Source organism: Planctomycetota bacterium (assembly GCA_016235865.1).
Lineage (GTDB): Bacteria > Planctomycetota > MHYJ01 > JACQXL01 > JACQXL01 > JACRIK01.
Genome location: JACRIK010000019.1, coordinates 14,600 through 28,256 on the forward strand (window position 1 = coordinate 14,600; position 13,657 = coordinate 28,256).

12 protein-coding genes are annotated in these 13,657 nt (G+C 53.1%); all 12 read right to left on the minus strand.

Annotation, left to right across the window (positions count from 1 at the left end):
- Positions 1 to 13: 13 nt before the first annotated feature.
- Positions 14 to 793 (minus strand): phospholipase D family protein, encoded by a 780-nt coding sequence (locus HZA49_05585; GenBank protein MBI5778910.1) that lies wholly within the window; start codon positions 791 to 793, stop codon positions 14 to 16.
- 13 nt (positions 794 to 806) lie between these two features.
- Complete coding sequence (locus tag HZA49_05590; GenBank protein MBI5778911.1) at positions 807 to 1,232, minus strand: zinc ribbon domain-containing protein; 426 nt, start codon at positions 1,230 to 1,232, stop codon at positions 807 to 809.
- 302 nt (positions 1,233 to 1,534) lie between these two features.
- Positions 1,535 to 1,882 (minus strand): hypothetical protein, encoded by a 348-nt coding sequence (locus tag HZA49_05595; GenBank protein ID MBI5778912.1) that lies wholly within the window; start codon positions 1,880 to 1,882, stop codon positions 1,535 to 1,537.
- Positions 1,883 to 2,026: 144 nt separating this feature from the next.
- Complete coding sequence (locus tag HZA49_05600; GenBank protein MBI5778913.1) at positions 2,027 to 2,467, minus strand: hypothetical protein; 441 nt, start codon at positions 2,465 to 2,467, stop codon at positions 2,027 to 2,029.
- 431 nt (positions 2,468 to 2,898) lie between these two features.
- Complete coding sequence (locus HZA49_05605; GenBank protein MBI5778914.1) at positions 2,899 to 6,018, minus strand: GAF domain-containing protein; 3,120 nt, start codon at positions 6,016 to 6,018, stop codon at positions 2,899 to 2,901.
- A 24-nt stretch (positions 6,019 to 6,042) separates the two neighbouring features.
- On the minus strand, positions 6,043 to 7,101 hold the full coding sequence (locus HZA49_05610; GenBank protein ID MBI5778915.1) for a response regulator: 1,059 nt from the start codon (positions 7,099 to 7,101) through the stop codon (positions 6,043 to 6,045).
- Between the two features lie 78 nt (positions 7,102 to 7,179).
- Complete coding sequence (locus HZA49_05615) at positions 7,180 to 7,440, minus strand: hypothetical protein (GenBank protein ID MBI5778916.1); 261 nt, start codon at positions 7,438 to 7,440, stop codon at positions 7,180 to 7,182.
- A 95-nt stretch (positions 7,441 to 7,535) separates the two neighbouring features.
- Complete coding sequence (locus HZA49_05620; protein MBI5778917.1) at positions 7,536 to 7,961, minus strand: hypothetical protein; 426 nt, start codon at positions 7,959 to 7,961, stop codon at positions 7,536 to 7,538.
- A 293-nt stretch (positions 7,962 to 8,254) separates the two neighbouring features.
- Entirely contained in the window at positions 8,255 to 8,689 is a 435-nt protein-coding gene (locus tag HZA49_05625; protein MBI5778918.1) for a septation protein SpoVG family protein, read from the minus strand.
- A gap of 117 nt (positions 8,690 to 8,806) precedes the next feature.
- On the minus strand, positions 8,807 to 9,265 hold the full coding sequence (locus tag HZA49_05630; GenBank protein MBI5778919.1) for an ATP-binding protein: 459 nt from the start codon (positions 9,263 to 9,265) through the stop codon (positions 8,807 to 8,809).
- 177 nt (positions 9,266 to 9,442) lie between these two features.
- Positions 9,443 to 11,503: a response regulator gene (locus HZA49_05635; protein MBI5778920.1), complete on the minus strand. Its 2,061-nt coding sequence runs from the start codon at positions 11,501 to 11,503 to the stop codon at positions 9,443 to 9,445.
- A 724-nt stretch (positions 11,504 to 12,227) separates the two neighbouring features.
- The gene (locus HZA49_05640) at positions 12,228 to 13,655 is read right to left on the minus strand and encodes a sigma-54-dependent Fis family transcriptional regulator (GenBank protein MBI5778921.1); all 1,428 of its coding nucleotides are present in this window, start codon (positions 13,653 to 13,655) and stop codon (positions 12,228 to 12,230) included.
- Positions 13,656 to 13,657: the final 2 nt, after the last annotated feature.

The window sequence follows — 13,657 nt, forward strand, 5'->3', positions numbered from 1 at the left end:
TTTTCCCTCTTCTCTATTCCGGTGGTTTACACACCTTACAAGGTTCGTATCCTTTTGCCTTGGCGTCTTTTAGTTTTATGGGAATCTTTGACTTCGCTAGATGCTGACACTCAGACCGATGGTATTTGCTCCCAGTCCTGGTTATATACACTGTTACTTCTTCCGTGTCACCTTTTTTCGTGCCGGAATCGTCCTTTGCCTCCGGCGGTTTGGTTGCCGGCGGGGTATCGGCATTCTTTGTCAGATATTCTTCCGAGTGTTCCCTGTGCTTGAAATAGTTTGCCTCATATTGTTTGACCAGGTCCGGATGGTCTTTGATTATCAGCAGGTTTTCGGCATTGTTCTCCTCGGCGTTCTTGCTGAAATTAAAACTGCCCGTGATTATCACCTTGCTGTCCAGAAGTATTATTTTATTGTGGGCTATGGCGTGCCTGGCATCAATCAGGGTCGAGATATTGGCCTGGTAAACCATATTCGCCTGGGAGTATCTTTCAGACCTCTGGCTTTTGTCCAGGATAACCTCTACCAGAACCCCTCGTCTGGTCGCATCTACCAGGGCCTGGGCGATGGGTTCAGAAGTGAATGAATACGCCTGGACACAGATGATTTCCTTGGCGGCATTAATTTCCTTGACTATCGCCTCGGTGCATCCGCCTTTGGGTGAGAAATAGATCTGAATATCCTTTGCAGTATGTTTAGCCACATCCTGCTGTTCGCCCGGATATAGGGACATCAAGCCCCCGAAACCAAGCAACCCCACCAATCCCAAAACCAATAACCATTTAAGTTTCATATTGCAAATCTCCTCATTTTTGCTTGCCTGTTTGACCGAAGAGATAACCAACCACTGTTCCTAGAAGCGTTCCAACTACATAGTTGTCAATCAGTTTTTGATAACCTAAAATTCCGATAGTACCAAAAGTTATTGCTGACAATATTAACGTAAAACTCCAACGCCAGAAAAAGTATTTTTTGGTTGTCTGGTTCTCTTGCTCTTTAACGATTTTTTCTATTTCCAGTTGCTTATTTTTGTAAGTGAAATATTGATTACTGACTGCTTGGGCACCCGCACTATTTAGTAAACCACCAAATGCATCTACTGTGTCAGCTATACCGGTGTCTCCTGCTTCTTCAGATTCGCTATGATGTTCCATAGGCTTGCCACACTTGAGACAAAAATCTGCCTTGTCCGATATGTCTTGTCCGCATTCATTACATTTTATCAGTGCCATATAGTATATCTCCTTTTAGTGGAAGGGGCATTTTTGATATTAATCAAAATATGCCCCCTCCATTTACCTTATTTGCTGCAAGTTCCGTTTCTTTCTTTTCCCAAGCATTCATTATCAAGTTCTCCAGAACTTGGACGTTTCCCATCGGGTGGGGTTGTCTCTTCATAGTCTGATGTTGGCCAATTGGAACAATTCTTGCACCAATGCCATGTGTCGCTACCTTTTTTTCTACGATAAGTTGCCATTCGTTATCACCCCCTTTCATTATTTACAGTTATCTGTGCAATCAGTGTAATCTGTGGTTACCTTTTCTTATCCTTCCGTTCAGAGCGTTCTTTGATGCCCAGCGCATCGCGGATGGCCTTTTCTCGCTGTTCCAGGTGGCTGACTGAACAGCCCATGATAATCGCCACCCGCCCCATATCTTCCAGCGCGCCGTAGAGCACCACAAAGAGCGCGTCCTCAAGCGTGAACCGGCCCAATATCACCTTCTTGCCGGCCAGGGCCTTTAATGATGCCTGGGCAAAGGTCTTGAAGGTCAGTTGCTCACCGGAATAGTCACGGGTCAGATGGTATTTGCCCGCGGCGATGACCTTCTCTATAAAAGAAAGCTTCTCTAATTTTTCGTCGTCATAATCTCTGGAAAACATAATTTATAAACACGAATCACACGAATAATAAATTCCTGGATTCCGCATCAAGTGCGGAATGACAAGCGAAAGGGAAACACACCCCGACCCCTCTTAATAGAGGGGATTAATTAGTGTCATTCGCTCCCATTCGTCTTATTCGTGTTACTCTTTTATCCACGGCACACTGCCTTTGAGGATGACCTCCAGGTATTTTTGCCGCTCCTTTGGGCTCATCTCTTCCAGAGAGCGGGCCAGTTTCAGGGTAATGATGTTCTTATGGAGCCAGGGGTCGGACCAGCCGGCCAGGGTATAAGGCGTGCCGGCCTGAGAACGCGGCACAGAGCGCAGGTAGGTGAATCCGCTCCGGGCCAGTTTCTCGGTCATCTCCAGGGTCTTGGGTGTCAAGCCGACAAAGACGCCCTTGAGTTCGCGATAGACCACACAGCCCAGCCAGAGGTCGCGCAGTTCGTCCTTGAGCGTCCGGGAACGGAAGTAATAGCCGAAGGTGGCCTGGTCTTTGGTCCGGGTCAGGACCTGACGGACCGGCTTCCAGCCCAATGCCGGAAGGATTATCTTGCTCTCCTCAACGATGAGTTTGGACATAATCAAATTTCCTTAAAAAGTAATTCAATACTAACCGAAAAGGGTATGTACAATTTGTACCCACCCTTTGCCCTGCTTGATACAACCGGTGACAATTTGTCACCACTTCACCTCTTTCCGTCCTTTTCCCCGGTGACACCCTCATGTTCCGAGGTTGCAAATAGGGAATTACCCAACAAACATCAAAAATACCCGGTTTGTTGGGTAACTGCGCTTAATTCAATCCGTTCAATTCCTTTCCCTGGGTCAATCAATATTTTACAACGGGATTTAACTGATTAAACCGATTAAAATAAATATCCGTTAAATCCGTTTAATCCCGTTGTTAAAGTCCTGTTCTCTTTACACACCCCTTACCCCTCCCCGTATCAAGTACGGGGCAGGCTTTAATAGAGGGGATTAATTACGCTATACGCTCTACGCTCCACGCTCTACTGCTTTCCCTCCAGCATTTCCCGAATCGTCTTAAACAGTTCATTGAGTTTATAGGGTTTCTGGATAAAGGGCAGATTGCGCGCGCGTATCTGCTCGCTGTAGGCGCCCCGGCTGGCATAGCCGCTGCTTAACAGCACGCAGACGTTCTTGTTTTTGGCGGACAGCTCGTCGCACAGTTCCACCCCGTTGGTGTCCGGCAGGACCACGTCGCTCAGGATAAAGTGGAACACGCCTTTTTCCTTTTCAAAGAGCGTGCGGGCCTCAGCGCCGCTGGCCGCGGTAAAGACCTGGTAGTTCATCTTGGCCAGGGCGTTGGTAACCAGGTTGCGGATGCCCTCGTCGTCCTCGACGACCAGGACCTTTTCGGACTTGCCCCGGAGCTGGTTGACTGGAATAACCCTGGTATCGCTCTTGGCCTGCGGTTTTTCAGCCGAGACCGGCAGGTAGATTTTGAAGACGCTGCCCTGGCCCGGTTCGCTGTTTGCAATCCCTTTGGGTTTGCCATACGCGGTCCCTGCGGGTTCCGAATAGACATTGAGCCAGCCGTTGTGTTTCTTGACGATGCCGTAAACCACCGACAGACCCAGTCCGGTGCCTTTGCCCTGGGGCTTGGTGGTGAAGAACGGCTCAAACATATGGCTCAGGACCTCCTTGGACATTCCGGAGCCGGTGTCGGAGACGGTAAGAATGACAAAATCGCCGCAACGGGATTCGATATTGAGTTGGCAGTATTTTTCATCCACGGCCACGTTCTCGGTCTTGATGGTAATCTTACCGCCGGTGGGCATGGCGTCCCGGGCATTGACCACCAGGTTGAGCAGGACCTGTTCGATATTGCCGGCGTCGGCCTTGACGGCCGCGGCGTCAAGCGCCAGTTTGGTTTCTATCTTAATGTCCTCGCCGATTAACCGGTTGAGCATCTTGAGCATATTGGCGACTGTCTCGTTGAGGTTGAGGGACTGGAGTTCGGAGCTGTGGCCCCGGCTGAAGATAAGGAGTTGCCGGGTGAGAACGCCGGCCCGGTCTGTTGCCGTGACGATGTGCCTGAGGTATTCACCCAGCCCCTGCTGCATCTTGGGCGTCAATTCGGGTAAGCAGGGGCTGGGTTCATGGACCGGATTGGATTTCTCGGTGCCTGCCTGTGCCGTGTTCGGCACGGCAGACAGGTCCATCAGGGAGAGTTCGGCATAGCCCTTGATGGCGCCGATCATGTTGTTGAAGTCGTGGGCGATGCCGCCGGCCAGGGTGCCGACTGATTCCAGTTTCTGGGCCTGGAATAACTGGGACTGGGTTTTCTTTTGCTCGGTGACGTCGCGGCCATAGACAATAACATAGTTATCTTCTGAGACAGGCGTTAATACGAAAGAAAAAACGCGGTTACCAAGTTCCATCTCAAACTCCCTGCCGGCCTTTGATTCAAACACCGCATTAACCCAGTCGCGCCATTTATCGGACACCATTTTACCTACCTGGCTTTTTGCAGACAATATTGAATCGCCGGCCTGGTTCGCATAAAGTAGAATTCCGTTAAAATCAACGCACATAATCGGGTTGGGATTCCCGGAGGGAATTTTAGACACGAATAACATTTCTTTCTCAACCCGTTTCTTTTCCTGGAGGTCGCGCAGGGTGGTGATGCCGTGGCCCAGGTCCAGGGCCATCTCGGACAGGAGTTTGACCTCGGGTTCGTCAAAGACCTCCGGCTCGGAAGAATAGATATTAAGCATTCCGAATACCTTGGCTTGGGCAATCAAGGGCAGAGAAATCGCCGAGGCATAGCCGCGCTTGAGCGCCTCGGGCCGCCAGGCGACATATTCCGAGATATGGCCGATATCCCGGGTAATCACCGGCCGGCCGGTCTGGAACGCGTTATAGGACGGGCAGTGCCGGGTTTCCGCATCATCCCAGCAGCGCTGGATAATTTCCATGAAGCCATCTTCATAACCGGCGCTGGCAACCGGATTTAATTTCTGTTGTCCGTTGTTTTGGGCATAGCCGACCCAGGCCATCCGGTAGCCGCCCAGCTCCACAACGGTCCGGCAGATGTCACGGGTGAATTGCTGTTCGTCAGTGGCCATGACCAGGGTCTGGTTGCATTTGCTCAGGGTGGCCAGGGTGCGGTTGAGCCGCCGGAGTTCCGCGGTGCGCTGCTGGACCTTGATTTCCAGTATGTCGTGCGATGCCTGGAGTTCATCCTTTGCGGACTGACGCTCGGCATCGGCTTTATGGAGCGCCTTGGAGATGACATAGAGGAAGACCACAAAGATGATGATGTCGGCCACAAGCCGGATGGAGGTGCCGAATTCACCGGGGTATAGGCCGGAGCGCTGGCCCCAGAGCCGGAGCCAGCCGGTGATGAAGAGGATAAAGACCGCAACGGGCATAATCCAGCGGGCCATCTTGCCGCCCAAACTGTCGCTGGTGAAGATGGACATCAGGCCCAGGTCCGGCCGGGCAAAGAGGACGCCGAAACAGATGAGGACGAAGAGTATCATCGTATTGAGCGCCATCCTGGTATATGAGGCCAGGCCGGTGAATTCGCTGACGTTATAGGAGTAGCCGATGAGGGCCAGGAGGGCGATTATTCCTTCAGCCGCAATAAGAAACTGGGTCGGCCGGTAGCCGCGCCGGGTTTCCACGTCCAGGAGCAACAGGGCCAGCCCGATGAGGATGAAGTTGAGCGCGGTATTGGGCGCCATCCGGCCCGGGTGCACGGTGCCGACTGCGCCGGCCGGCTCAACCACCAGGAGCTGGTCAATGCCCAGGTTCACGCTGAAGAGGTATTCGCCCAGACTGAGCAGGCCGATGCAGGTGATGAGGAAGGCACAGATAAAGGCGATGCGTTTAGCGTAGAGTGTGGAGCGTAGAGTCCCGCCAAGGGCGGGATAAACTCTGTCCCGGCCCAGGAGGTAGAGCGCGATGCCGATAAGCAGGAAGCATAGCGCGGTGTTGGCCTTCATCGTGATGAGGGACGGATGGGGCGATTTCAGGACCGGGATGTCAAGGAACCAGCCGATGAGCACCAGGCATCCGGATAAGGCCACGATGGCGCCGATGATGCGGGAAACAAGCCGGAGCCGGTTGACCAGGCGCAGGTCAGATTCGTTGTTGTTCATAGAACTCTCCTTTGTTGTCGCTCTCTACTGGCATTGGTCGCAGACCGCCTGAAATTTATCAGCTATATTAATAAAGGTCTTTAAGACCTCGGGGTCAAAGTGTGTTGGGTCGGTCCGGCCGTCGCCCTGGGTGATGATGCGCACGGTCTTGGCGTGGTCAAAGGGCGGCTTGTAGGGCCGTCTGCTGCGCAGGGCGTCATACTGGTCGCAGATATTGGTAATGCGGGCTTCTATGGGAATCTTATCCCCTTTTAGTCCCTGGGGATATCCACCGCCACTAAATCTTTCATGGTGATGCCGGGCAATTGCAGACGACATCTTTAAAATAGGATGGTCTGAATTGGCAAAGATATTAAAACCGATATTAGGATGCTCGGTCATAATCTCAAATTCGTCCTTGGTCAGCGAACCTTCTTTCAAGAGGATATAATCCGGGATGCCGACCTTGCCGATATCGTGCATCATAGAAGTGAGTGAAATCGTCTCCACAAACTCAGCCGGCATATCCATAGCCCGGGCCATAACCTCGGCATAGGCGGAGATTCTTTTGATGTGCAGCCCGGTATGCTCATCCCGGTATTCGGCAATCATGGCCAGGCGCTGAATCATGTCGCGGTTGGCGCCTTTAAGTTGTTTGAGCGCCAAAAATAATTCCGCGGTGCGCTGCTGAACCGTGTTTTCAAGCGATGCCTTATAATCATTTTCCATCCTGAACAGGCGGTGATATTCCAGGGCCTTATAGATGGTATAATAAAGGTATTCGGCGGCAAAGGGCTTAATCAGGAAATCGAAGGCGCCCTTGCGGATGGCTTCTATGGCGTACTGGAGTTCGGCTGAGCCGGTCATCATTATCACCGGCAGGTCGGGTTTGAGTTTCTTGATTTCGCCCAGCAGGGCCAGGCCGGACATGCCGGGCATGGAGATATCGCTCAAGACCAGTTCAAAACTATTTTCCTTGATTTTATTCAGGGCGTCCTCGCCGTTAGCGCAGGCCGTAACCAGATACCCCTTGGGTTTGAGGATTGACGAAATGGCGTCCAGCATTATGGAATCGTCGTCCACGACCAGTATTTTATGGTTCATAAATCTATTCCCTATCCATAAAACGATGCGCGATTGGCCACTACTATGTTAAATAACATAACCGCCCTATGTAAAAAATCAAGCCGAATATTTTATAAAGCCGATAATCTTAATTGCCAGGACCCAGGCCGAATAGGCCATCAGGGCCATTATCACAACCGTGCCGGCCCAGTAGATTAACGTGACCCATTTTTCCGCCCGGTCGGCGCCGCGCTTAAAAGTATCAATGTCTTCCGGCAGCCGGCTGATAATCTCACGGCACCAATAGAATCCGCCGACCAGGATGATTACGTGAATCAGCCAGACACTTCCGCGTCCGTAAAAACCATGTATCCCCATCAATATTCCTTTTTTACAACTGTACTCCGGGGACACCTTACCGAATTATTTAATTCAGTATGCTGTCCCCCGAACCGTTACGCCTGCCTCATGTTTCACTTTTTACGGTCGATGAGCACCAGCCGTTGGCCGGCGCCGGATTCCTCGAGCGCCAGCTTGAGGATGGTCCATTGACCGGCTGACTTGACGGCCTCGACATAGAGCCAGCCGGATTTAGCGCCGCACTGGACCGGGATGGCCAGTTCGGCGTTGCCGCTTGAGCCGGAGACATGGATGTTCCCGCTCAGATACCAGCCGGGTTCGATTTTGCCGCCGAAGAGTTTTACCGCCGCCTCATTTTCCCGCGCATAGCTCAGGGACATCTTGTAGGCGTCCGAGCTTTTCATCACCGCGAAGATGGAGTAAACAAATCCGAATATGGCCAGCCCGGCGATGATTGCCGCCGCCAGCGCCATGACCGGCACGAACCATTTCCAGTTACCGGACCACCAGCTTGGTTTCTTGTTCACTGTTTCATTCATAATAAAACCGCCTTTCTTTTTACGCGCCGGCAACCGCTTTATCCCGGGCCGGCCCTCCGGGTTTGAGGCGCTTGGCGATAATTTCGCTGTTGCATTTGGGGCAACTGAATTTCAAGGCCATATAATACTCCGGCAAGGGTTTCTGGTGCGGTCTCTATGCCTGCTTAATCTGCCCCGCACCCCGAATGCTTTCGGGGCGGGAGTGAACCCGTTTACCGGTTTTATTCTATCAATCCGTTCGCTGGAGTCAATCAATTCCAACCCCCAGACCAATACATTGGTGCGGGGGCATGCTATACGCTCTCCGCTCCGGCGGCCCAGCCGCTGTATTGGGAGGGCCGGCCACGCGCCGGCGCGGCTTTCCTTAGTTCGGTTTCGTAGGCCTGGAGGACCTTCTGGGTAATCAGGCTGTGGAATTCTTTGTTAACCGGAAAGGCGATTTCGGTAAAGAGCTCCGGCCGGCCGCGGGCATCCGCCGTTACGCTCCGGTTCGGCAGTTTGCACCCGCATGCGGAGCAGAATTGCGCGAAGACCGGGTTGTGGCCCCGGCATTCGGGACACGGGACCATAATCATCCGGCTGGGCATGGCCACACACAGGCCTTGGGAGCCCAGCATCACCTTCAGGTCGCGGATAATAAAGCCGTTGTCCAGGACGATGTTGCAGAATGCCTTTAGGCTGTCGCCCGGCTTGTCCATCAATTTAACAACCACCTCGGTTATTTTCATAAATATGCTCCTTTAAGGACAATAGTCGGTAAACAGTAGCCAGTAACAACCCCCCTGCCTGTGCCGTTGGCACGGCAGACAGGCTGGCCCCCTTTAATAATGGGGAATCGCGGTCACTTAGCGCGCCTCTTTTCCGTTGTCGAGATACTTGATGAAGGTAAGTTTATTCCCCGGGGGCGTGTAAATCACTTCATCGCAGCATTTGCGGATCAGGGCCAATCCTAAGCCGCCGGGCGAGCCGAATTTCATGGTTTTCTCTATCAGCTTGGGCGCCTGGAACTGCTCCAGCGGCGTATCCAGGTGTTTCTGGTATTCGAATCCGGCGCCTTCGTCAGACACCATAAAGATGATGCTCTTGGGCTGGCAGAGGTATTCCACTTCTATATATTTTTCGGTCGAGAATTTGTTGCCGTGGATGACCGCGTTGTCTATGGCCTCGCCGACGGCCAGCATGAACCGGTCCCGGTTAGACTCGTTCAGATTGACGGTCTTGAGGATGTGGCTGAGCATCTGGAACACGGCCCGGGTCAGCTCAGCCGAGGTGGAAAAGCGAAGGGAGACGGTATGAGAATTCATAGTAGTAACCTTTCTTCCTAAAATGACCACTGTCTAACTGCAATTAGACAACCCCCTTTATCCCCCTTTATTAAGGGGGAATAATTCGCCCCACTCCCCCTTAGAAAAGGGGACCGGTCCCTCTGACGGGATCCCGTTGAGGGAGGGGTTGTTCCTTAGTGTCTTGGTGCCTTGTGGCTATCCTTCTTTCATCACTTCATTTATGGTTTTAACCAGGGCATCGATGCCGAACGGTTTATGGAGCAGTTTATAGCCCTTGGCGTTGATTATCTGCCATCTGGATTTGTCGTCCACATAGCCGGATGAGAGTATCACCCTGGTTTTGGACTGGCCGGTCAATAATTCCCCGGCCAGTTCGATGCCGTTTTTGTCGGGCAGTCCGATGTCTATCAGGGCGAGGTGGAATTTATCCGGCGTTTTCTTAAAGGCGCTCAGGGCATCGGCGGCGTTGCCGGCCTCGGACACGGTGAATCCGCAGCGCTGTAAACTCTGGCTGATGAATGAGCAGACGTCTTTTTCGTCGTCCACCACCAGGGCGTATTTGGGCGTTCCGGCCACCAGGGCCGGTATGCTCCGGGTCTCGGATTTTCTGGTCAGGCCGGCTGAGACCGGCAGGTAGATGTTGATATTGGTGCCCTGACCCGTCTCGGAATAGAGATTAACCCAGCCGTTGTGTTTCTTGACGATGCCGTAGACCGTAGACAGTCCCAGGCCGGTGCCCTGGCCTTCCTTTTTGGTGGTGAAGAACGGCTCAAAGGCATGGGCCATGACCTCCGGGCTCATGCCGGCGCCGGTGTCGTTGACCGAGACGCAGATAAAATCGCCGGCCTTGGCCTCGGGATTGAATCTGAGGTATTCCGGGCTGACGGTAATCTGATGGGTCTTGATGGTAATCCGGCCCAGCTGGGGCGTCTGGCTGCTTTTGACGGCGTCCCGGGCGTTGACCACCAGGTTCATCAGGACCTGCTCGAACTGGCCGGTGTCGGCCAGGACCATGGCCGGAACCGGGTCCAGGTCCAGGACCAGGATGACATCCTCGCCGATGATGCGCTTGAGCATCTTCTGCATATTGGAGATGGCGTCGTTGAGATTAATCAGTTTGGCCTCGACTGATTTCTGGCGGCTGAAGGCGAGCAGTTGGCCGGTCAGGTCGGCGGCCCGCTTGCCGGCCCGGTTGATTTCCTGGAGTTCGGAATATGACGGGCTGTCCTTGGGCATGTCAATCAGGAGCATGTCGCTGTAGCCGATAATGACCTGGACGATGTTGTTGAAGTCGTGGGCCACGCCGCCGACTAAGCGGCCCATGGCCTCCATCTTCTGGATATGGGTGAGCTGTTCCTGCATCTTCTTGACCTCGGCCTCGGTCTTTTTGCGCCCGGTGATGTCGGTGCTGATGACGGTAACGGCTACGATGGCGTCCCTTTCCCGGATGGGACTCAGGCGGCTTTCATACCAGGCCAGGGCGCCATCAGGCCCTTTGCCGGATGCCTCGTAATAGGCGGGGATGCCGGTGTTGAAGACCTGCTGGACCGCGCCCCGGACGATTTTGTAGAATTCCGGCGAGATATATTCGTAGATAGAGGTGTTTAGCACCCGGTCTTTATCAAGGCCGGGCTGGGTCCGGTTGATGAAGAGGATTTTGGCGTCCCGGTTGATGATAATGACGAAATCGGCCGTGTTGTCAATGAGCGACCGGAAGTATTCCTCAATCTTGAGCCGGCCGGCGCATTGGGATGAGATTTCCTCGGTCAGGTAACTGACCGAAATCGAGGTGCCAAAGAAGAACAGCGGCCGGGTGGTGAATTCGGCCAGGGTCAGATTGCCGTGGTTGAGCGAGATGAAGATATAGAATGCGCTGACCAGGAGGGTGATGACGACGGAGGCCTTGACGTTTTTGGCAATGGCGGCAATGGCAATGACCGCGAAGTAGGTAATGAAGAGCTGGTCGGTCTTGATGCCCAGGATGTAGATGAGCAGGCTGATGAGGATGGCGTCGAAGATGAAAATCCAGGCCAGGATGCGCTGGATGAAGAAGTAGGTCTTGTGCTCGAAGAGGTAGACAATCTGGGAGGCCAGGAATACGGCGCTGACCGGCCAGAAGAGCCAGGGCAGGTTTTTGGCGCCCCGCTCCTGGAAGATTATCAGGTAGATGATAGCGAAGACAATCAGCCGGAGAGTGATGATGACGGTCTTGCGGTTGTTCAGGAGAGCCGGTGTGGCATCTATGTAGGTCTTCATCTTTTGGCTCTTTCTTTTTAGAGGCTGTTAGACCTTAGTCGTTACAGCCTCTTATCCCGGCAGTTTTTGCCGGGACTTCTGGTTATGGTTTCCCCCTCACCCAACCTCTCCCCTTTGGGGAGAGGAGAACGGTGAGGGGCAACAGGCGTAATTCGGGCCTGAATTATCATGCAGCGATAATCCTCCTACTGCATTGGCAGTATAAACTTCTTGATATACGCCTGATGAGGTCAATAGAGCAATTAGCGTGCCAGTTCGGGCCGAAATCGGTTATTGATATCGGATATGCGGTGATGTGCGCCATAACATGCAACAATAAAGGAGTTAGGTGTAATGATATTTTATAATATTTTTTGAGGCGTTGGGCGCTAAAAAAGAGCTTTGGCGAGGGGGGTACCCACTTTGCACAAGTTCTTGTGCAAAAAATGGGTCAAAAAAGGGGCTTTTTTTGGCTTATCGTGATACAGAATAATGAGTTATCTAAAAAAACGAGGGGGTAGGCGGGTTTGCACAAGTTCTTGTGCATGCACTTATCATAACCCATTTACTTTGCCAAAAAAGGCAGGAAATAACAACCTCCTTAATCCCCCTTTACTAAGGGGGACTGAGAGGGATATTCCACCTTTACTGGCGCCATTAGGAGGAGTGATTAGTAAATTCCCCCTTGATAAAGGGGGTTAGGGGGTTATTACTCCGGGTGGTTGTCAATGATATTTTGGGTCAATCAGGCGGGTGATGCGTCTTCCTGAGCCGGCGCCGACTCATCCGGAATCGGTGGTTTTTCGTCCTCCGGAATGGTAATGCCCAGGGCCTTCATGCGGTTGGTGAGGGTATTTCGGTGCACGCCCAGCGCGTCGGCGGCCACGTTGCGGTTATTGTTTGCCTTGGACAGGGCATTTCTGATGTAGTTTTTTTCAAAGCGGGTCATGGCCTCATCGTAGGAAACGCCGTCTTCGAGAATATAATATTTGGAATCGCCCTGCTTGGTGATTTCCACCGGCAGGTCGCTTACCGAGATGGTATTATTCTTGGCAACTACCAGGAGGCGTTGGATGACGTTTTCCAGTTCCCGGACATTACCCCGCCAGTCATAGGTATGGAAGAAGTTGAGCACCTCCATGGGGATTTCTTTTACCCGGCGGTGGAGTTCGTGGTTATAGATATTCAGGAAATACTTGGCCAGGAGCGGGATGTCGTGCCGGCGCTCCCTGAGGGGCGGCACGGAGAGCAGAATGATATTCAGCCGGTAAAACAGGTCTTCCCGGAATTTGCCGCTCTTGACCATCTCACCCAGGTCCAGGTTGGTGGCGGCGATGACCCGGACGTCGATGGGGATTTGTTTCATTCCGCCGACCCGTTCGACGGTTCGTTCCTGGAGGACGCGCAGGAGCTTGACCTGGAGGGTGAGCGGCATGGCGCTGATTTCGTCCAGGAAGATGGTGCCGTGGTTGGCCAGTTCGAATTTTCCGGTACGATGGTAAGAGGCGCTGGTAAAAGCGCCCTTTTCGTGGCCGAACAGCTCGCTTTCCATGAGTTCGGCCGGAATGGCGCCGCAGTTGACCGGGACAAAGGGGCGGTCTTTGCGCTCGCTCTGGCGCCAGATTTCCCGGGCCACAATTTCCTTGCCGGTGCCGCTTTCGCCGGTAATCAGCACGGTGGCGTTGTTCTCGGCCACCTTCTTTATCAGGTTGGCCAGTTCCAGCATTGACCGGCTCTGGCCGATGAGTTTGCGCTCCTTTTCAACGCTGATGGAACGGTGATAGCGGACCTCGTGCCTGAGCCCTGATTTTTCGACGGCATTTTTCACGACCAGTCCGAGCTTTTCCACGTCAAAGGGCTTGACCAGGTAGTCACAGGCGCCCAGTTTCATGGCCTCGATGCCGCTTTCCAGCGAGCTGTTGCCGGTCAGGACGATGACTTCCATGTCCGGATTCGCCTCTTTTACCTTCTTGAGGAGTTCCAGTCCGTTCATATCCGGCAGGCCCAGGTCCAGGATAACCAGGAGGATTCTTTCGCTATTCAGGACGGCCAGGCATTCGGCGGCGTTGGAGGCGGTGTGGAGTTTGTAGTCGCCTTCCAGCGCGGCGCCCAGGCTCCTGAGCACCATCGGGTCGTCATCGACAGCCAGAAGTTCAGGCATATTTGTTTTCATAT